The sequence below is a fragment of the Gracilibacillus lacisalsi DSM 19029 genome (assembly GCF_000377765.1).
In the GTDB taxonomy this organism is placed as follows: Bacteria; Bacillota; Bacilli; order Bacillales; family Amphibacillaceae; genus Gracilibacillus; species Gracilibacillus lacisalsi.
Genome location: NZ_KB898663.1, coordinates 397,451 through 416,035 on the forward strand (window position 1 = coordinate 397,451; position 18,585 = coordinate 416,035).

The following is an 18,585-nucleotide window of genomic DNA, read 5'->3' on the forward strand; positions in this document are numbered from 1 at the left end:
CTGATAGCACGACTTCTGTTGTTTTACATCGATTGATAGAAGTTTTTTATCACCTTTTCTGCCGCTTTTCCATAAACGGCATAGTCATCGTCCTGCTCCGCTTGAGATTCTGGATAAAGAATTGCTTTCCAGTCCCAAAGACCGAAACCTTTCACCCAATCACGTTTTGCTGTTTTTTCAAACATATCTTGATAAAAGGCTTTTTGCTCCTCTTGGTTAATCGCACCTGCTAGTCCCCAATCATTAGGGATTTGTGCGGAACCGGATCTGCTCGGGCAACCTGCCTCCGCAAAGAAAAACGGTTTATTAAAAGGTTTGATAATCTGCTCTATTCGATCTAACTGATTATCCCAGTCCCCTAACGGATAATAGCCACTGGAAGAAATAACATCTACTTCATCCCACCATGTTACATTCGCTTCCTGGTATTTATCTGTGTTATAGGTAATCAAACCGGAATATACTTCACGTACATCTCTGACTAAGTTGCGCCATTCTTTTTCACGACGCTCGGTCTGCACCATTTCACAGCCAACAATAAACATTTCAGCTTCTTTTTCTTCTGCTATTTTGGCATAATGCAGTTGATAATCTGTATAACTTTTAAACCAATCGCTCCATTTCGGTTCACATGGTACATCAATGTCAAAGAAATTAATATGGGCCCGCCAAATCCCATCAGCAGGATTGACGGTAGGCTTGATCATAACTTTTAAACCTATGCTTCGTGCATAATCAACCATATCTTTTAGTTCTTCATCTGTTACCATATGTTCTCCTTGATAGATCACATCGGTAGAAAAGGCTGTTTCTTGTGTGGCAGCTAAAGCAAAAATAACATAATTACTTGCTGTTCGTTCTTTCATTAATCGTAAAGATTGTTTTGCTTCTGGTTTGGTAAAATCTCCACGTTTCGCTCCCCAGCCAAACGTGAAACCTTTAATATACTCCATAAATACCTCCGTTATTTTACTGATCCTGATGTTAAGCCATTATAGATATGTTTTTGCAAGGAAATGAATGCAAGAAATGTTGGAATAATGGCAAGCATGATCCCAGCACAGATAACTTCCCACTCTGACCCGTATGGCCCCTGGAATTTAAACAGTGCTGTTGAAATAACATGCAACTCTGTCTTCGGCATGTATAAGAATGGTGTATAGAAATCGTTATATACGAAAATACCTCTTACGATAATCACCGTAACAATTGCAGGTTTTAGTAACGGTAAAATGATTTTCGTATAAATGGTAAAATAAGATGCCCCATCCAGCATCGCTGATTCGTCTAGTGATACCGAGATTGAATTCATAAATTGCAAGAATATATAGATAGCGATAATGTCCGTACCTAAGTAAAGTATGATCGCTGCCCACATCGTATTAAATAAACCTAGTGCATTTACGATTTGGAATGTTGCTACTTGTGTTGTTACCCCTGGGATTAGTGTAGCTAGTAAGAATGCACCCAAAATTAATTTACTTCCTCTGAACTTAAAACGATTCAACACAAAGGCAACCATTGATCCGATAAGTGTGGTACCAATAATCGAGATCAAGAGTATAATAACGGTATTCTTAAAACCGTTTAACATGTTTCCTTCTACGAAGGCACGTTTAAAGTTTTCGAAATTCGTCCAGTCACTCGGAGGAGTAAGTGGACCAGTTGTTGTATATTCTGCACCTGTCTTAAAAGAGGCAAAAAATACAACTAAGATAGGTAATATTGCAGCAATTACTCCTAAAATTAATGACCCATACTTTAAAATGCTTCCCGCCGCATATTTCGCTTTCATCTTAATCCTCCTCCGAAAAGAATCGTTTTTGTAGGACAGTTACAATAATGACGATAAACAAGAGAATAACTGCCATCGCTGATGCAAGACCAATTTTTCCATATTTAAACGCTGTGTCTACTGTTTGAATGACAAATGTCGCACTTCCATTTGCTCCACCAGTCATGATATATGGAATTTCAAATGCACTTAAAGCACCACTGATTGCTAAAACTAGATTTAAAGAAATAATGATACGGATACTTGGCATAATAATGTAGCGGAATTGTTGCCAGCGATTCGCACCATCAATTTCAGCTGCTTCATAAATTTCTCCAGAGATAGATGAGATCGCACCTAAGAAAATAATGAAGTTAAAGCCCATGTATCGCCAGATCGATGTACCAGCTAAAGATATATTGATAATATCCGGATTACCTAGCCAATGCATGGCTAAGTCCCCTAGTCCAATCATCTGCAAGACCGTATCTAAGGCACCATCTGGTCTGAAGAAAAATAAAAACATAAACCCGATTGCTACCCCATTAAGAAGATAAGGGAAGAAAATAACCCCTTTAAAAAAGTTTTTAAATCGAACTCTAAAGCTTAATATCGTTGCAAAGTACAATGCAATCGCCATTTGTACGAATGTTGCAAAGAAATAGTACAAACTGACACCAAATACTCGGAAATACTCTGGATCTGTAAATACGGTAATGTAATTTTCCAAGCCTACAAATTCTTTGTCACTATAGCCATTCCAGTCAGTCACACTGTACCAGAACATATTGGCAACAGGTAAAAAAGAAAAAGTAGCTAGTAATGTAAGTGGTACAATTAAAAAGGAAACAATAATAATGATTCGTTGCGTTCTATAGGATAATTTGGAAAACATCTGATTGTCGCACCTCCTGGTAAAAACTAAATGAAACTGGAAGCAACTTGCATACTTCCAACATTTCATTTAATTTTCACTTTTCTCTCTATTAATCTATTATGGCAGTAGAAATAGATTGATGTTGAAAAGGAACACTATTCACCACTATTGGGTGAATAGTGTACACTTTCACCTATTATTCGTTTACAACTTTTTCATAAGCAGCAGACCAATCTTCATTCCATTTGTTCATTAAATCATCAAATGAGTCGTCACGGTTACCAATTGCTGCTTCGATAAGAATTTGTTTTCGAGGTTCTAACCAAAGACCAACTTCCGATTCTTTGTCTATTTCATCTAATAAACCTTTTTTGCCGTCCGGAGAAGGTGTTAACATAGAGAATTGCCAACCTTCTTCTTCACCTGCAGCTAAAGCTTCTGGTAATGGAACATCCTTAGATGCACTAATACCGCCAGCTTGTTCTACAGAATAACCTGATTCATGAATAAACCAGTCAACCCAAGCAAAAGCAGCTTCTTTATTTTCACTATGTTTGTTAATAGAAATATTTAAATCAGCACCTAAAGAGAAAATAGTTTCTTCTGCATCAGATGGATACGGCATAATCGCAATGTCATCCGCATTTTCTCCAGCACCCTGAACTTGTTCAAGCGCCCAAGAACCTAATACCATTGTTGCTATTTCACCATTATTCATTCTTACTTTAGAAGATTCCCAATCTGTAGTTAATGGATCTTCTTCAATTAAACCTTGCTCAGCAAGATCATACATTAATTTATAGTGTTCATAGTGTGGATCTCCTTCATCAAACGGAGTCGGATCATCGAGCATGTCCACATTGTAATAATCAACATCTCCAGCAGTTGTCGTCACAGCACCTTCCCATTGTGTTAACGGCCAACCATCTGCATAGTTTGTATAAAGCGGAATCGCATCTGTATTATCTTTAATTTGTTGCATAGCATCGATAAACTCTTCTTTAGTAGCTGGAATTCCTTCCACACCAGCTTCTTCAAATACTGCTTTATTATAAATAACGCCTGTGTAAGTTACGGCAATTGGAATCCCATAAACGGTGTTATCAACTGCACGTTCTTCTACACCTAAGTAATTTTCTTCCATTTCGTCTAATTTACCAATTGGCTCAAAGAAGTTTGGAATATCTGCAATTGGAACCTCAACTGGTAGGTATTGCACATCCCCATAGTCTTGTGTGTTCATACGTGGCATAATTTCTCCACCGTAATCGGTTAGTGCTTCAAACTCTACATTTACATTCGGATATTTTTCATTGAATTGATCTTTATAATCTTGGTAGACAGAATCTACAATATCCGTTCTGTGCGTGATGACAGTAAGGTCTCCTTCAATTTCTTCTGGATCTTTGTCTTTCCAGGTTTCATAAAGTGGTGCGTCAGATCCTGTGTCTTCACCATTGTCATTGCTAGTATCTTCACTATCTGATGAGCATCCTGCAATGATACCTAAAACGATTAACATACTTGCAAAAAACACTAATAACTTTTTACTCATGTTTTTTGACCCCTTTCTCGAATTCGTTAAGTTAACGTTAAGTTAATAACAACTTAATAATAACCTGAAAACGCTTGCTAGTCAATACTTTTTTTGCTTTTTTATAAGTAATTTTTATCATGTTCCATTACTCATTTTAACCTATTACGATCATATCAACCTATAGTAGGTTTCTAATGATTTACAACAACAGGCAGACATGATTAATTTAGCGTTAAAGTTATATTGATTGATGTACAAAAAAATCCCTTGAGAAAAAACTCAAGGGTATAATCTTTCTCTAATCCTATTTTTCTAAAAACGGAGGCGAAAATTTGATAAAGCTCGTTGTGATACCACAACCATATATACAAGGAGCTAGAGCGATAAATGCAACAAGGTTCCAAGTAAATAAAAAGGACAAGATCGCTACGATAAACAATATATATATGGATCTTAACGGATATTTAATGGAAGAAACAAAAGCTAACGCCAATAATTTTTTCCACGCTTTGATACCCTTAGTCAGATAATACAATATAAAAGTATAGTTAATCACAAATAGAATCATAAAGTAGACAATTACTATCACCAACGCAAGACTAAACGAATGGTCAGATCTGTTCGCAAAAAACAGGGCCGTATAACTTAAAATCACAAACATCACACTTAAGAAAGAAGCAAAATAATACGATTGATAGCTTTGATAATTTTCTTTAAACAATAATCCGATATCTTCTGGATTTTCATGGATTAGAAATTGCTCACTCGTCTTCAGCAATGATGCAGTTGCCGGTATAAAACTGTAAATAACGACTCCTTTTAGCAGGTAAAGCCAATAATAAAAACTGATTAAAAAAAGTTTATAACAAAACTGAAATACTTTTTGAATGGAACCACTCATCCCTCATCATCCTTTGTCTACATTTCAACAGAAAAACCATTAACCACACTAGATCCCACGAGCATTTATGGAACGGACATTTAGTGCCTTATTTGAATGGAAATCAGCTATTTTTCGATGTTAGCGGACATTGAATCCCTTATTTGATTCATTCCGGCCACCATTAGCACTATTTTCGATGAATAGCGGAATAGATGTCCACTGATAGCCTAAAAAGGCCACTTTTGTCACAAATAACGGAACGAATGTCCGCACTTAGTCCCCTAGCTTTAGGGGTAACACCCTCAAACTCTCTGCCTTTGCAAACAAAACCAAGGCAGTCACCTTGGTTTTGTTTGTTTATTTTATCGCTTTTACTGAATCGCGGTAAATAATTTTACCTTTTACTGCGACTCTTCCGAATTTCACTTCCGGATTATCCATTTTATCGCATATAAATTTAACCGTGTTTTTAGCCATTTCTTCGATATCTACTTCTACGGTTGTTAGGTGAGGCGTTGTCAGTGTGGCATAGATATCATTATCGAATCCGACCACCGAGCAATCTTCTGGTACCCGATACCCTTCTTTATTTAACCTTTCGATAAGTAAATGTGCTACTTGATCACAGTTACAAACGAAAGCGGTTGGCATTTGGTCGGGTAAATCCATTTCGATAAAAGCTCCCCGCTCATCCCGATCACTAATGACATATTCCTGTTTCAAATGAATTTTATGCTCTAATAATGACTTATAATATCCAAGAAAACGGTCCTGAATACTACTTGTAGAAAAAAGATTGCCGACATAGGCAACTTCTTTGTGCCCCTGTTGAATCAATGAATTCGTAATTTCATAAGCTCCATAAAAGTTATCGGTAATGACTGCATCTACATTATCATTCTCGTCATAGAAATCGAGGAAAACTAAAGGCATTTCCACACTTTGCATTAATTCTATATACTCTTTGCTAGGTTGTCCAAGCATAATGAAGCCATCTACTCTGCGCTCGTGATAAATGCGCGGCAACTTTAATTGATCTTCGTCTTCATTAGGTAAAATATGAATAATTCCGTAATAACCACGGTCTTCTAAAATCTGTGCAATCGCTTGATATACTTTTAAATAAAAAGATTGTGTCATTCCGGTGTATCGTTCAGGGATAATAACACACACATTATATGACTTACCATCTTTCATCGATTTCGCCATCGTATTGTAACGATATCCCATTTTATCCGCTAACGTTTTAATCTTTTCTTTTAATTCTTCACTGACGCCTTCTTTGTCGTTCAGTGCTTTAGAAACCGTGACACTGCTCACATTTAATTTTTCAGCAATATCTTTCATCGTGACATTCGACTTCATTTTGTTCACCCCATACTCTAACTTCCCATTTCGTCTATCATAACATTTTTAAAGAAAAATTACTTAATAATTTAACTTAATTCGTGTTTATTTTACCCTAATCGACAAGAAGAGAAAAGGGTGAACCAGGATGTCACCCTTTTAGTAATGCTTCATTCTGTTCGATTAACGATTTACGTTGTTCTGCATTTTCTAGAGACCGATACGGATCTTCAGGTGTATGGAACGTGTAATCTACTAATTGGTCTACAGTTGTTTTAGCCACATGAATTCTCGTATCACTAGATGCATAGTAAACAAATACTTCATTTTCTTCATTAACAACTGCACCATTACAGAAAATAACATTAGACACATCACCTGTACGCTCGTCATCGTATGGTGCAATGAAATGTCCACCCGGTAATGCAATGAGTTTCGTAGGATCTTCTAAACTCGTAGCAAAAGTATAGAGAACATAACGCAAGCCGGCCGCAGTGTTACGAACACCGTGAGCAATATGAATCCAACCTTTATCTGTTTTAATCGGCGCAGGCCCTTGTCCGTTTTTGACTTCATAAATCGTATGATACTTCTTGCCGTGAATTACTTGTTCATCTTGAATAATTGGGTTTGTAATATCTTCTGTTAATCCGAATGCAATTCCTCCGCCCGAGCCAGTTGAAATAAAACCGTCTTGCGGTCGAGTATAGAAGGCGTATTGTCCATCAACAAATTCAGGATGTAATACGACATTTCGTTGTTGAGGTGATGGCGTCTTGATATTCGGCAAACGTTCCCAGTTCTTGAGATCATTCGTACGAACAAGACCTGCTTGTGCTACTGCACTGGATGTGTCAAATTCACCTGCATCCGCATCCTTGCTCTCCGAACAATAAATACCATAAATCCAGCCATCTTCATGCTTCACTAATCGCATGTCGTACATATTAGTTTCTTCTTGATCAATATCATCCCAAACTAGTGGAGTATCAATAAATCGGAATTGATCGACACCATTGTCACTTACTGCTAAAGCAAAAATTGATTTACGATCCAACCCTTCTAACCTCACTACCATATAATATTTCCCTTCGTGATAGATCGCACCAGGATTAAACGTCGCATTAACACCTAAACGTTCCATAAAGAACGGATTCGTTTCCTTATTCAAATCAAATCGCCAATGGAGTGGAACATGATGTCTCGTTATGGCCGGATATTGATATTTCGTATAAATACCATTATAAAATTGCTTGTTTTCTGGATTTTCACGTTGAATTAATCGTTCTTGTTCCTCCAAAAGCTGATAGTATTTTTCATGAATCATGACTGCTTCACCCTTTCGATAAATTCTAAACAAAATCTACTATTATGGTAAGATGTCTTCCACGGTTCTCCGATTGCTCTTTCTGTTGGCTTGCCATCAGGCTCTATCGACCAATACCATTCTCCATTTTCACGATTATCGACTATATGTTTTTTAATATAGTCCCAAAGATTCTCCATTAATTGTTGAAATTTCGGATCTTGTGTATGTTCAAATGCATTTAAATAGCCGACCATCGCTTCTGCTTGTACCCACCAAATTCTCGTTTCATCATAATGGTCATCAACCTGTTCGTTGATTAATGAACCATCTGCCTGCATCGCATATGCAGCAATATTATACGCAATATCGAGCACCATTTGATCAAACCTTTTATCATTTATCCCTATTGTTTTAATGGTTTCATCCATCAACCAGCTCGCTTCAATATCATGGCCGAATGATTTCATATTGACTAATGAATTCCATTGCTTATCGAAAAAAACGCCTAAAAAATTGGTATCTTGGTTATAAATCTTCTGATAATGCACTTCTAACAAATCTAGTAATCTTTGTTTTAATGCATCCGTAGGGTTTGCTTTATACAAATTGGTATACGCTTCCAATACGTGAATATGTGTATTCATTGTAATTTCTGCAACGACACCATTTTCACTTAACATTTCGTTTGATACCGGATTCCAACATTGATCGAACTCTTCACCATAAGCACGATTTTGCTGGTCATAACCCTTCTCTTCAATTAAATGATAGATTTCATTTGCCAAAGCTAATGCTTCCTCTAATTTCGTGACTCGATAATATTCACTTAATGCATAAATCGCAAATGATTGGGCGTATACATGCTTTCTTTTATCTTTCGGTTGCCCTTGATAATCCACTAACCAATAGATGCCTAGATGTTCCTGATCATATAGTTTGTCACGAAGAAAGTGATAAAGGTGATGAGCATGCTCTAAGTATTCTTCTTTCCCAGTAACTCGATATGCAGCTGAAAAAGTCCAGAGGAATCTTGCTGTCGCAATCCCTCCCTTATCTGCTTGCTTATTAATTTCTAAATGATAGTCTACTTCCCCATAAAAACCTCCATGTTGCTCATCCTTCAACTGCATCCAAAACGGGAGGATTTTCTGTTCTAAATGTTGTTGAATTTCGTCTGTCAGCTTTTTCATAAATGAAACCCCCTCTTTATGTTTATCGTTAACTTAATAAATTAATAATAATTAACTTAATGGCGTTTGTCAATTACTTACTACTTAAATTGAACTTCGATTCAACTCATTCAAAAAGCCAGCAAAAGAACAAAATCTTTCACCGGCTTTGATTTATACTTTAAATTTTGCAAAGGTTTCTTCTAATTCATGCGCCATAGATGCTAATTCTTGCGAGGAAGCAAGTAATTGTTGCATAGCTGCATTTTGTTGTTCTGAACCTGCCGCAATTTGCTCGATACTTTCTGCTGACTTTTCCGAGATTTCTTGAATATTGGTAGTTGCCGCACTTACTTGATCTATTTTGTCATTTGTTATGTCAATCGTTTGACTAGCTTGCTGATTATGGTTATTTAACATTTGAATCGAGCCTGATAAGTGGTCAAATACCGTACCTACCTTTTTGACTTTTTCTACTCCTTGATTAACCGATTCTGTACTCATTTCCATCACTTCTACTGCTTGATGAGTATCTTCAATCGAAGTAGCAATTAATGACTGAATATTCTCCGTGGCATCTGCCGTTTGCTCGGCAAGTTTACGAACTTCATCTGCAACAACAGCAAATCCTTTGCCATGTTCACCGGCTCTGGCAGCCTCTATCGTCGCATTAAGTGCTAATAAATTGGTTTGCGACGAAATAGAATGAATCATATCTACAATACTGCTAATCTTAGAAGAATGCTCACTTAATGAGTTAATAATGGTTGCTATTTCGTCCACTTGCCTTTTAACCATATCCATCTGCTCTACCGTATCTGTTACATCATGGGTTCCATTCTCAATCTCCTGTTTCGTTTCCTTACTTAAGCGAATCGCTTCTTGCATCGTTGTGGTAACTTCCGCCCAAGATTTTTTCATCTCTTCCATTATCGCTGTTGATTTTTGAACGGTTTGAACTTGCTCTTCACTACCATTCGCTATATCTACCATCGTAGTAGTGATCTGAGTATTTACATCCGTTGTTTCTTCCGCATTTTCTCTTAAGGCTTTCGACATATTCGTTACTGTTTCGGTTGTTTCTAATAATCGGACAATCGAACGTTGCAAATGATCAGCCATTTGATTCATTGCATTTTGGATAACTGCAATTTCATCTTTACCTTCCACTTCGATTCGTTCAACCGTTAAATCACCATCTCCTAATCGTTTCGCAAACAACGCCAAGCTTGCAAACTTGGTGGACATTCTTTTATTTACAACTACTAGAATAACAATAGAACTAACTAAAACAAATACAACAAGTGCAACCACTACAATCATGGTGATGGTGGACTGTTTTTGTATATTGTCTTGTAAGGCACTTCGTTCAGATAACATCAATTCCTTTAACTCCATTAGTTCATCGATCGTATAATTGCGGAGTGTTGTTGTTTTTTTATGTAAATCAGTCTGAACAAAAATGTCTACTCTTTCTCCGTTGTCTCGATATTCGGCAGTTTTGGGTATGATTTCATCAAAAAATAATTGATCCATTTGGTCATTATAATCTAACACTTTCTCATATATTTTTTGTTGTTCATTTGTTTCTAATTCTGCTTCAATCATTTCCACAGAAGTTAAAAATGCATCTCCTTCGGCCTGATAATCTTCAACCGTGGTGGTTGGATGCTGCTCCGTTAAAATATCAGCAATAATAATCGATTTTTGCTTAAAGATCGAAGCTGCCTCCACTATTTCTATCGATGCATCACTTTTTTCATCTACTGCTCGAGATTCTTTTAGCACTCCATTCATCGATAAAATCGTAATCAATAAGGAGAGGACAAATAACACTAAAACACCAGTAAACAATAAGCCATATTTTTGTCCCACTTTACGATCTGTCAGAAAATGACGATTCCAACGTATTTTTTTTAGATTCCATTTCGGCAAAGATATCTTTTTCCATCTTCTTTTCATATGAATCCCCTTTCATCTTATAAAGAAAACCTACCATCAGCGAGATTTCATTATTCTACTCACTGATGGTTAGCAACACTTATCAGGTCTTCACAGGCAACACAGATGCGTCAGGAAATCTGAACTGCTTCTGAAGCCATTTTTATTTGATAGAATTCCCCTTGTTTCTCTACTAACTCGTCATACGTTCCCATTTCTACGCATTGGCCATTTTTCATCACGACGATACGGTCTGCATCTCGGATTGTTGATAAACGATGTGCTACGATAAAGGTTGTTTTCCCTTTAATTAATTCCTGCATGGCATCCTGAATTAATTTTTCCGAGACGTTATCTAATGCAGAAGTTGCTTCATCCAAAATGACCATTTGTGGTTTACGAATAAATGCTCTAGCAATGGCAATCCGTTGCCTTTGGCCACCTGACATCCGATCACCGTGTTCCCCGATTTTTGTTTCCAAACCATCTGGTAATTCATCGATGATATCTTGCAAATTAGCCATTTGAACAGCTTGTTGTACCTCTTCTTCTGTAACTTCAGCTAAACCATACGTGATATTTTCACGGATCGATCCCGAGAAAAGAATCGTGTTTTGTGGCACTACCGCGATCTTCTTTCGGAAGCTTCTCATACTTAAATCATCCATCACGACGTCATCTATTAAGATCCTTCCATTACTAGGCCGATAAAACCCGGTTACTAGATTCAAAATAGTAGATTTACCTGCTCCCGACTCCCCAACGAAAGCAATCGTTTCTCCAGGTTTTACTTCAAGCTGAAAGTCTGTTAATACATGTTTATCTGAATCGCGATATTTGAAATAAACGTGGTCAAAGTCTACCTTACCGTCTAATTGCTTTAGCTTCGTCTTCCCCTGGTATTCCTGTGTTTCCTTCGCAAAAAGGATTTCTGAGATCGAATGAACGGACTCAAAGCCTTTTGCTAATTGAGGATAAATGTTAATCACGCCAGATATAGACATTAAAATTTGCGTGAAATATGTCTGGTATAACACGACATCTCCAATCGGTATTTGTCCTTGATAAGCAAGGTAAACAGTAAAAAGTAAACATAAAACTTGAAACAGTTGAAATGCTACCCAGTTACTCGCTCCAAAGAAAGCCTCCGTAATATCCAAACGATAACCTTTGCCACGGACATGATGTAATAAAGAATCTACTTTATTAATCTCTACTTTTTCTAATCCATGCGCTCGTGTTACTGGGATCATCTCTACTGTTTCCGCTACCTGACCAGACATTTCTTCTACTTGTTCCCGGAATTCCCTGTTTCGTTTCGTTAGCTTCCCACGGAAAAAATAAACAATTAAAATCGAAATCGGTATCGCCACCAAAAAGAAGGATGTTACGGTCCAACTTCTATTCGCCGTTACTGCAATTGCCACAATCACATTCATAAATGCCGGCAAGACACCCATCATAGTTTGCTTGGACATAATCTCGATCATTTCAACGTCACGCAGCACTTTTGCCTGTAACTTACCAGACCTTAATTCACTGTGAAAAGAAATGGAGAGATGTTGTAATTTTCGAATTAACGTACTTCTCAAGCCAGCTTCTACGTGACGAATCGCCTTACTCATAAAACTGATATGCAAAATTTGACTCGGCAAATTTTGAATAATAACAATGGTTAATACAATAATATTCATCCATAAATAACGAACGTCATAACTACTTGGATCAGATGCAAAATTGATTAGGTTTGCCGTTACAATCGGCAGAATCCAAACCGGTGAATGCTTTAACAAAAAGAAAATAAATGAGACAAATAATTTCAGATAATGGCCTCGGTACATGACATGTAACGTTCGAAACAGTCGTCCTTTTATATCTTGTTGTTCTTCAAATCGCTTTTCAAAGTCTAAGGAAATACCATTTTTGCTAGACACATAATCCCTCCTATATATTTATATCGGATCATAACTTAATCCATTAAGTAATATATTAAAACTTTTTGCTTTTAATTGTCTAGATATTTATCTTATTCTACTATTCTACTTTGACAATAACCTGCGAATTTAATATATTATAATAAGTAAACGTTAACTTACTTATGAAAAAGGGAGGAAAAATATCATGCCAATCCAAGTGAACCAGGAGCAATTAGAATTTCATCTATATAACGACAGTGTAAGTTATATTTTCCGTGTATTAGAAAAAAGCCACCAACTTGAACATTTATATTTTGGTAAGCGAATTCATCATAGGGAATCATTCACCCACTTAATTGAACGAGAAATTCGCCCATCAACCAATATGTTTGAAGGTGATCATACTTCCTCGATGGAACATATTAAACAGGAGTATCCAAGTTATGGATCAACAGACTTTCGCTACCCTGCTCATGCAATTTTAAGAGAGGATGGCAGTCATATTACGAACTTCACTTATGATAGCTATCGCATCATAAAAGGAAAGAAGACGTTAGCGAACTTACCTGCTACATATGTAGAAAATGAGGAGGAAGCTGATACTCTCGAAATCGAATTAGTAGATGATGTATTGCGATGTCGATTAATTCTTTCTTATACTATTTATCAAAATCGGAGTATAATTACCAGAAACGCGAAATTCATCAATGAAGGTACAGAAACTTATTATCTTGATCAGGCAATGAGTATGAATGTTGATTTAGCTGATGACCAATTTGATATGGTGCATTTACATGGAGCTTGGGCAAGAGAAGGACATGTGGAAACAAAACGGTTATCGAAAGGGATACAATCGATCTATTCAAACCGTGGTGCAAGCAGCCATGTTTTCAATCCATTTTTTGCATTAAAGCGACTAAACGCCAATGAGCATCAAGGGGAAGTCTACGGTTTCAGTCTCGTTTACAGTGGAAACTTCTTAGCTCAAGTAGAAGTAGACACTTATAATGTGAGCCGCGTTAACATGGGAATTAATCCTTATCGTTTTAAATGGAAATTAGCGAGTAGTGAAAGCTTCCAAACCCCTGAGTGTGTCATGGTTTACTCTGATCAAGGATTAAATGGCATGAGTCAAACCTTCCACAAACTGTATCGCGAACGACTAGTAAGAGGGCATTGGCGTGATAAAGTTCGTCCTATCTTGATTAATAATTGGGAAGCAACGTATTTTGATTTTAATGAAGATAAAGTACTGGATATTGCCAAAACAGCAAGCAACTTGGGCATTGAATTATTTGTTCTCGATGATGGCTGGTTCGGAAAACGCGATGATGACACAAGTTCACTTGGAGATTGGTTTGAATATCAAGAAAAATTACCAAATGGAATTGATGGCTTAAGTGAAAAAGTAGAAGCATTAGACATGCAATTTGGTCTTTGGTTTGAACCAGAAATGGTATGTAAAGATACCAAACTATTCGAAGAACACCCTGACTGGATTCTCTCTACACCTGAACGAAGAGCCTCACATGGTCGAAACCAATTTGTATTAGACTTCACTCGTGGTGAGGTAGTTGATTATATTTTTGATTTAATGGATAAGATTATTTCGAAATCCAAAATTTCCTATATCAAATGGGATATGAACCGGCATATTACAGAAGCATTTTCCCAAAGTCTACCTGCTGATCAACAAGGGGAAGTGTTCCATCGATATATTTTAGGTGTGTATGACTTATATGAACGTCTAATCAAGAAATATCCTGAAATCCTTTTTGAATCATGTGCCGGTGGTGGTGCCAGATTTGATCCGGGTATGTTATATTACGCACCACAAACTTGGACAAGTGATGATACCGATGCAGTCGAGCGTTTGAAGATACAATATGGTACATCAATGGTCTATCCGTTAAGTGCTATCGGAAGTCATGTTTCCGCCATTCCCAACCACCAAGTTGGACGGCTTGCTTCGCTTGATACTCGTGCAGCTGTCGCTTATTTTGGTACTTTTGGCTATGAGTTGGATATTACGAAACTGACAGAAACAGAGCAACAAAAAGTAAAAGAACAAGTTGCTTTCTTTAAAGAAAAAAGAGCCTTGATTAGAGATGGGGAATTTTACCGACTATCCAGTCCATTTGAAAATAATGAAACAACATGGATGGTGGTAAATGAAGAAAAATCCGAAGCATTAGTTGGTTATTATAAAGTACTGGCAAAACCGAATGAGGCATATAACCGCGTCAAATTAACCGGTCTAGATCCGGATAGATTGTATGAAGTAAATGGCGAAACAACGTATTATGGTAGTGAACTGCTGAATATCGGGATTATCCTAGCAGGTAATTACATTGACCGTGCTGATGAATATTGGGGGCAGGAGCATCCTGGGGATTATCAATCGCGTTTGTTTCATTTAAAGGCGTTGTCATAATTAGCAATCGTTAAAAAGCTTAGGGATGATTGATCTCTAAGCTTTTTTCTTAAATACAGTTAAAAGTCTAAAACCTAAGAATCCACCTAATGTATTTAATATAAGATCATCTACGTCAAATACACCTAATTGAGTAACAAGTTGTATGACTTCAATCGTTAAACTGAGAAAAAAAGGGATACCAATTATTAAAAGCGATTCTTTGCGCTTTGTCGATAATATTGGAAACAAAATTCCGAGGGGGCACAAAAACATACCTCCTCCATACAAGAAAATATGTCCAAGCTCTGCTAATTATTCAGTTATGATTTCCTATAAATCGAAATATAGTCTATACATATTATTTTCCAGCTTACTCATAATATAACTAATGATATGTAAAGGAGGAATGAGAGTGACAAAGCAACAAAACCAGCCGAATCCAGATGATCGCTCAGATAATGTGGAAAAATTACAACACAAGGTGCAAGATACAATAGAAAATATAGAAGAAGCACACGAGACGATGCAGTTTGCTTCTTCAGAAGAAAAAGAAAAAATTATCGAGAAAAATCGTCGTAGAGAAGAAGCAATTTCAGGTATGAGAGAAGAAATTAAAGATGAAGCACGAGATCAACAGTAGATATACAAAAATACAAAAGGCATATGGAATTAGCATATTCTTTATGCCTTTTTCCGAAAAAGATTGGTTTTTAATTATACTCACGCCTGACAAAAACTTATCTTAAACCCACTCTTTCCGATGATTACGAATAAATTGAATATCGTATTGATAGTGGGAAAGATGTCCTTCATCAATCATATTTTGAAACGCTGTATCTCCTTCACTGGCTTTTCTTATAATAGTTTTACATAACCCTTCTAAACGGAGTAGCACCATTTCTAAATACTCTTCTTCCATCCTTTCCCCATAAGCTTCAAAGAAAATTCTAACTCTTTCCTTTATACGCTTAGCATGCTGTGATGAATGATAATACACTTTCTCGCCTTTTTCTGAAAGATAAAATCTACTTAGCGGAACGCAAGTATAAAGAGTGTAAGCTATGTCCCAAAGCCTAGGCCCTGGTCCAGCAACATCAAAATCAATAATACCTATTGGTCTTTCATGATGAAATATAATGTTGTATATTGCAAAATCATTATGGCATAGTACTTCAAATGGTTGAGGGGTGTTATCGATCGGTTGCCAGCTATCAAATGAAAAATCACTCACAGAATCATGATAAAGACGGAGTATTTTCGCTATTTCTACCAAGACTTTATCAGACCACATATACTCTTTTACAGGGTAATTACCAACTTCCCCTTCAATGAAAGATAAAATCTCTCTCCCTTTTTCATCAATCCCTAAAAACCTTGGTGCATAACTGAAACCTTTTGTTTCCAAATGCTTTAGTAATTTATGAATGTTTGGACTTTGTTTCTTTATCTCTCTTCGTACAGTATTTCCCGAACGATAAACGTTTGAGACATTTCCTCCTGATAGTATTTCTTCATTTTTATCGTTTGACATTTAAATCCTCCCTTCTGTGACTCTTCACCTTCCTGTAAAACTAGTGACTTAATTATAATCGGACTGGCTTCGCCCATATTAAATAGATGATATCTGACCAATAACGTTCGATATGATCGACCTGAAGATTTGAATTTCTCACTATCTCATTGATATTTCTGTTACAATGGCATCCAGAAATCTTTTTATGTAGTGGATCAATCATTTTTTGACCGAAGGAAAGAAAGCTATTAGAACTCAAGCCATGTTCCATTAACAATATAATCCCATCTTTGCGGCACCAATGATTAAATTTATTTAATGTAACAATTGGATCGGGATAGCTACAAAGGGAAAGCGTTGATACGATACAATCAAAGGAGTTGTCTTCTAACACCAGCTCATCAATATCTGCTTGGATAAATTCCGCCTTCACCTGAAGTTGTGCTGCTGTCCTCTTGGCGCTCTTGATCATCTCTGAACTAAAATCAACCCCTGTTACCTCAACATTATCCCTATCATAATAGGGAAAGTTTGCTCCCGCTCCAATTCCAACCTCCAAGACTTTTCCGTATGTGCTTTTTATTATTTTATTTCTCCATCGAGCAAGCTTTTGATTCGCACGATTATTTTCATACATTTTAGCCTGTTTATCATATTTTTCGATGAGTTTTTCGTTTTTCACTTTCTCACCCTCTACAAAGTAATATTGTGCTTAACATGGATAATTATTATATTAGTTGCAGGTAAAAATCTTTCATCTAAGTAAATGCTGCTTCCTTTTCCAAATATGTCATATCACCGAAATACAAGTTTCTTAACAATATTGGATCTCCAAATAGTAAAAACTAGCAAAGCACCAAACACATTAAGAATTAAATCATCTATATCAAAACTTCCTCTTCTTGTAAACGCTTGGATTGTTTCGATACATAAGATGAGTACAATCATGGAAATGGTGAACCTAGTCACGCTATTTAATTTCCTTATAAAGATCGGCAGGAACACACCCATCGGCATAAAAGCTATAATGTTACCAATAATATTTCGTAAAATTATATTTATATTTAAAGTTTCGTTAAACATTGCCTGCACATAAAAATATATGGTGTTAAACGGAATGAAATTAGAGGATCTCTTTATGTATTCTAAAAAGGATAGGTTTGTTTCAGTACCTCTACTTTCAAAAAATAAGAGAATGACCAATACAAATATATATGCTATAAAACAAATTCCTATAATAAATTTTAATACCTTTCTCATATATCCACCTTACACCCTTAAGTAATATTTCTTCGGTTTATTTTAACATAAAATACCAGGGGCGATCCGTTTTTATTCAAAACTACTATTAGCAAACACTTTCTGATAGGAGAATACGATACGAATAAACATCATAAAATGCATCACCATCACGTACCCAAGAACGTAGAATTCCTTCGTTGACAAAATTATTTTTTTCTAACAACCGAGCAGAAGCATAATTATCCATGTCTACATATGCCGTAAGCCTCTCTAACTCCCAATGGTCTTCTTGGTCAGCCTCCATATCATAAAATGAATATTCATCATCGTAATGCCAGTTAAATGCAATATCTTCAGCTTCTTCTTGTGTCATAACAGTAAATTTATATGACATTTTTTATATCTCCTTATCCATCTCTATAAATCCATTACCCTTCTAGAATAACGTTACATTTACTTTACCTTTTCTCACTTCAATGTTGTATCTCCTTTCTTCCCTTACATTATTTTAACATAATATTCCATCAAAAAATTCACCTTGATTTATTTCAACATAACCCCTAATTGTCTCATCACGGTCTTGAACATTAATTTTACCTGTAGAAACTTATGTAGGGACTCTCCTACTATTCTTGAAAGCATGGTTATTTATAAATGTTTT

The 18,585-nt window shown here is 36.4% G+C and carries 16 protein-coding genes and 1 pseudogene; 2 read left to right on the plus strand and 15 right to left on the minus strand.

Annotated elements, in window-relative coordinates; all coding sequences use genetic code 11:
* Positions 1-23: 23 nt before the first annotated feature.
* The 10 genes from D569_RS0104370 to D569_RS0104415 form a co-directional block, all read right to left on the minus strand.
* On the minus strand, positions 24-953 hold the full coding sequence (locus D569_RS0104370; RefSeq protein WP_018931184.1) for a glycoside hydrolase family 113: 930 nt from the start codon (positions 951-953) through the stop codon (positions 24-26).
* Between the two features lie 11 nt (positions 954-964).
* Positions 965-1,795, minus strand: coding sequence for a carbohydrate ABC transporter permease (locus D569_RS0104375; protein ID WP_018931185.1), 831 nt, complete (start codon positions 1,793-1,795; stop codon positions 965-967).
* Between the two features lies 1 nt (position 1,796).
* Positions 1,797-2,669 (minus strand): carbohydrate ABC transporter permease, encoded by an 873-nt coding sequence (locus tag D569_RS0104380; RefSeq protein ID WP_018931186.1) that lies wholly within the window; start codon positions 2,667-2,669, stop codon positions 1,797-1,799.
* 178 nt (positions 2,670-2,847) lie between these two features.
* Complete coding sequence (locus D569_RS0104385; RefSeq protein WP_018931187.1) at positions 2,848-4,206, minus strand: ABC transporter substrate-binding protein; 1,359 nt, start codon at positions 4,204-4,206, stop codon at positions 2,848-2,850.
* Positions 4,207-4,492: 286 nt separating this feature from the next.
* Positions 4,493-5,089 (minus strand): hypothetical protein, encoded by a 597-nt coding sequence (locus D569_RS0104390; protein ID WP_018931188.1) that lies wholly within the window; start codon positions 5,087-5,089, stop codon positions 4,493-4,495.
* Positions 5,090-5,428: 339 nt separating this feature from the next.
* Positions 5,429-6,436 (minus strand): LacI family DNA-binding transcriptional regulator, encoded by a 1,008-nt coding sequence (locus tag D569_RS0104395; RefSeq protein ID WP_018931189.1) that lies wholly within the window; start codon positions 6,434-6,436, stop codon positions 5,429-5,431.
* Between the two features lie 133 nt (positions 6,437-6,569).
* Positions 6,570-7,745, minus strand: coding sequence for a glycoside hydrolase family 130 protein (locus D569_RS0104400; protein ID WP_018931190.1), 1,176 nt, complete (start codon positions 7,743-7,745; stop codon positions 6,570-6,572).
* The gene (locus tag D569_RS0104405) at positions 7,742-8,917 is read right to left on the minus strand and encodes an AGE family epimerase/isomerase (RefSeq protein ID WP_018931191.1); all 1,176 of its coding nucleotides are present in this window, start codon (positions 8,915-8,917) and stop codon (positions 7,742-7,744) included. Before D569_RS0104405 ends, D569_RS0104400 begins: the two co-directional genes overlap by 4 nt.
* A gap of 153 nt (positions 8,918-9,070) precedes the next feature.
* A complete protein-coding gene (locus D569_RS0104410) occupies positions 9,071-10,858 on the minus strand; it encodes a methyl-accepting chemotaxis protein (protein WP_018931192.1) in 1,788 nt (595 codons plus the stop codon).
* Positions 10,859-10,968: 110 nt separating this feature from the next.
* Complete coding sequence (locus D569_RS0104415; protein ID WP_018931193.1) at positions 10,969-12,771, minus strand: ABC transporter ATP-binding protein; 1,803 nt, start codon at positions 12,769-12,771, stop codon at positions 10,969-10,971.
* Between the two features lie 187 nt (positions 12,772-12,958).
* Here D569_RS0104415 and D569_RS0104420 point away from each other — a divergent pair, with 187 nt between their 5' ends.
* Positions 12,959-15,187: an alpha-galactosidase gene (locus D569_RS0104420; RefSeq protein WP_018931194.1), complete on the plus strand. Its 2,229-nt coding sequence runs from the start codon at positions 12,959-12,961 to the stop codon at positions 15,185-15,187.
* A 36-nt stretch (positions 15,188-15,223) separates the two neighbouring features.
* Here D569_RS0104420 and D569_RS22500 read toward each other — a convergent pair whose 3' ends face one another.
* A complete protein-coding gene (locus D569_RS22500) occupies positions 15,224-15,436 on the minus strand; it encodes a VanZ family protein (protein ID WP_018931195.1) in 213 nt (70 codons plus the stop codon).
* Between the two features lie 139 nt (positions 15,437-15,575).
* Here D569_RS22500 and tlp point away from each other — a divergent pair, with 139 nt between their 5' ends.
* Positions 15,576-15,809 carry a small acid-soluble spore protein Tlp gene (gene tlp / locus D569_RS0104430; RefSeq protein ID WP_033404584.1) on the plus strand — a complete coding sequence of 78 codons (234 nt, stop codon included), beginning with the start codon at positions 15,576-15,578 and terminating at the stop codon, positions 15,807-15,809.
* 102 nt (positions 15,810-15,911) lie between these two features.
* Here tlp and D569_RS0104435 read toward each other — a convergent pair whose 3' ends face one another.
* The 4 genes and pseudogenes from D569_RS0104435 to D569_RS23910 all read right to left on the minus strand — a co-directional run.
* A complete protein-coding gene (locus D569_RS0104435; RefSeq protein WP_018931197.1) occupies positions 15,912-16,700 on the minus strand; it encodes a phosphotransferase in 789 nt (262 codons plus the stop codon).
* Between the two features lie 52 nt (positions 16,701-16,752).
* On the minus strand, positions 16,753-17,364 hold the full coding sequence (locus tag D569_RS0104440) for a class I SAM-dependent methyltransferase (protein ID WP_018931198.1): 612 nt from the start codon (positions 17,362-17,364) through the stop codon (positions 16,753-16,755).
* A gap of 113 nt (positions 17,365-17,477) precedes the next feature.
* Positions 17,478-17,942, minus strand: coding sequence for a VanZ family protein (locus D569_RS0104445; RefSeq protein WP_018931199.1), 465 nt, complete (start codon positions 17,940-17,942; stop codon positions 17,478-17,480).
* A gap of 265 nt (positions 17,943-18,207) precedes the next feature.
* Positions 18,208-18,318: pseudogene (locus tag D569_RS23910) on the minus strand (GNAT family N-acetyltransferase); the annotation flags it as partial.
* Positions 18,319-18,585: the final 267 nt, after the last annotated feature.

Bases quoted from the DNA above. Each gene is read 5' to 3' on its own strand.
- D569_RS0104390 (WP_018931188.1), bottom strand. From the start codon at position 5,089: ATGAGTGGTTCCATTCAAAAAGTATTTCAGTTTTGTTATAAACTTTTT.
- D569_RS0104380 (WP_018931186.1), bottom strand. From the start codon at position 2,669: ATGTTTTCCAAATTATCCTATAGAACGCAACGAATCATTATTATTGTT.
- D569_RS0104395 (WP_018931189.1), bottom strand. From the start codon at position 6,436: ATGAAGTCGAATGTCACGATGAAAGATATTGCTGAAAAATTAAATGTG.
- tlp (WP_033404584.1), top strand. From the start codon at position 15,576: ATGAGAGTGACAAAGCAACAAAACCAGCCGAATCCAGATGATCGCTCA.
- D569_RS0104375 (WP_018931185.1), bottom strand. From the start codon at position 1,795: ATGAAAGCGAAATATGCGGCGGGAAGCATTTTAAAGTATGGGTCATTA.
- D569_RS0104405 (WP_018931191.1), bottom strand. From the start codon at position 8,917: ATGAAAAAGCTGACAGACGAAATTCAACAACATTTAGAACAGAAAATC.
- D569_RS0104385 (WP_018931187.1), bottom strand. From the start codon at position 4,206: ATGAGTAAAAAGTTATTAGTGTTTTTTGCAAGTATGTTAATCGTTTTA.
- D569_RS0104420 (WP_018931194.1), top strand. From the start codon at position 12,959: ATGCCAATCCAAGTGAACCAGGAGCAATTAGAATTTCATCTATATAAC.
- D569_RS0104410 (WP_018931192.1), bottom strand. From the start codon at position 10,858: ATGAAAAGAAGATGGAAAAAGATATCTTTGCCGAAATGGAATCTAAAA.
- D569_RS0104435 (WP_018931197.1), bottom strand. From the start codon at position 16,700: ATGTCAAACGATAAAAATGAAGAAATACTATCAGGAGGAAATGTCTCA.
- D569_RS0104370 (WP_018931184.1), bottom strand. From the start codon at position 953: ATGGAGTATATTAAAGGTTTCACGTTTGGCTGGGGAGCGAAACGTGGA.
- D569_RS0104445 (WP_018931199.1), bottom strand. From the start codon at position 17,942: ATGAGAAAGGTATTAAAATTTATTATAGGAATTTGTTTTATAGCATAT.
- D569_RS0104400 (WP_018931190.1), bottom strand. From the start codon at position 7,745: ATGATTCATGAAAAATACTATCAGCTTTTGGAGGAACAAGAACGATTA.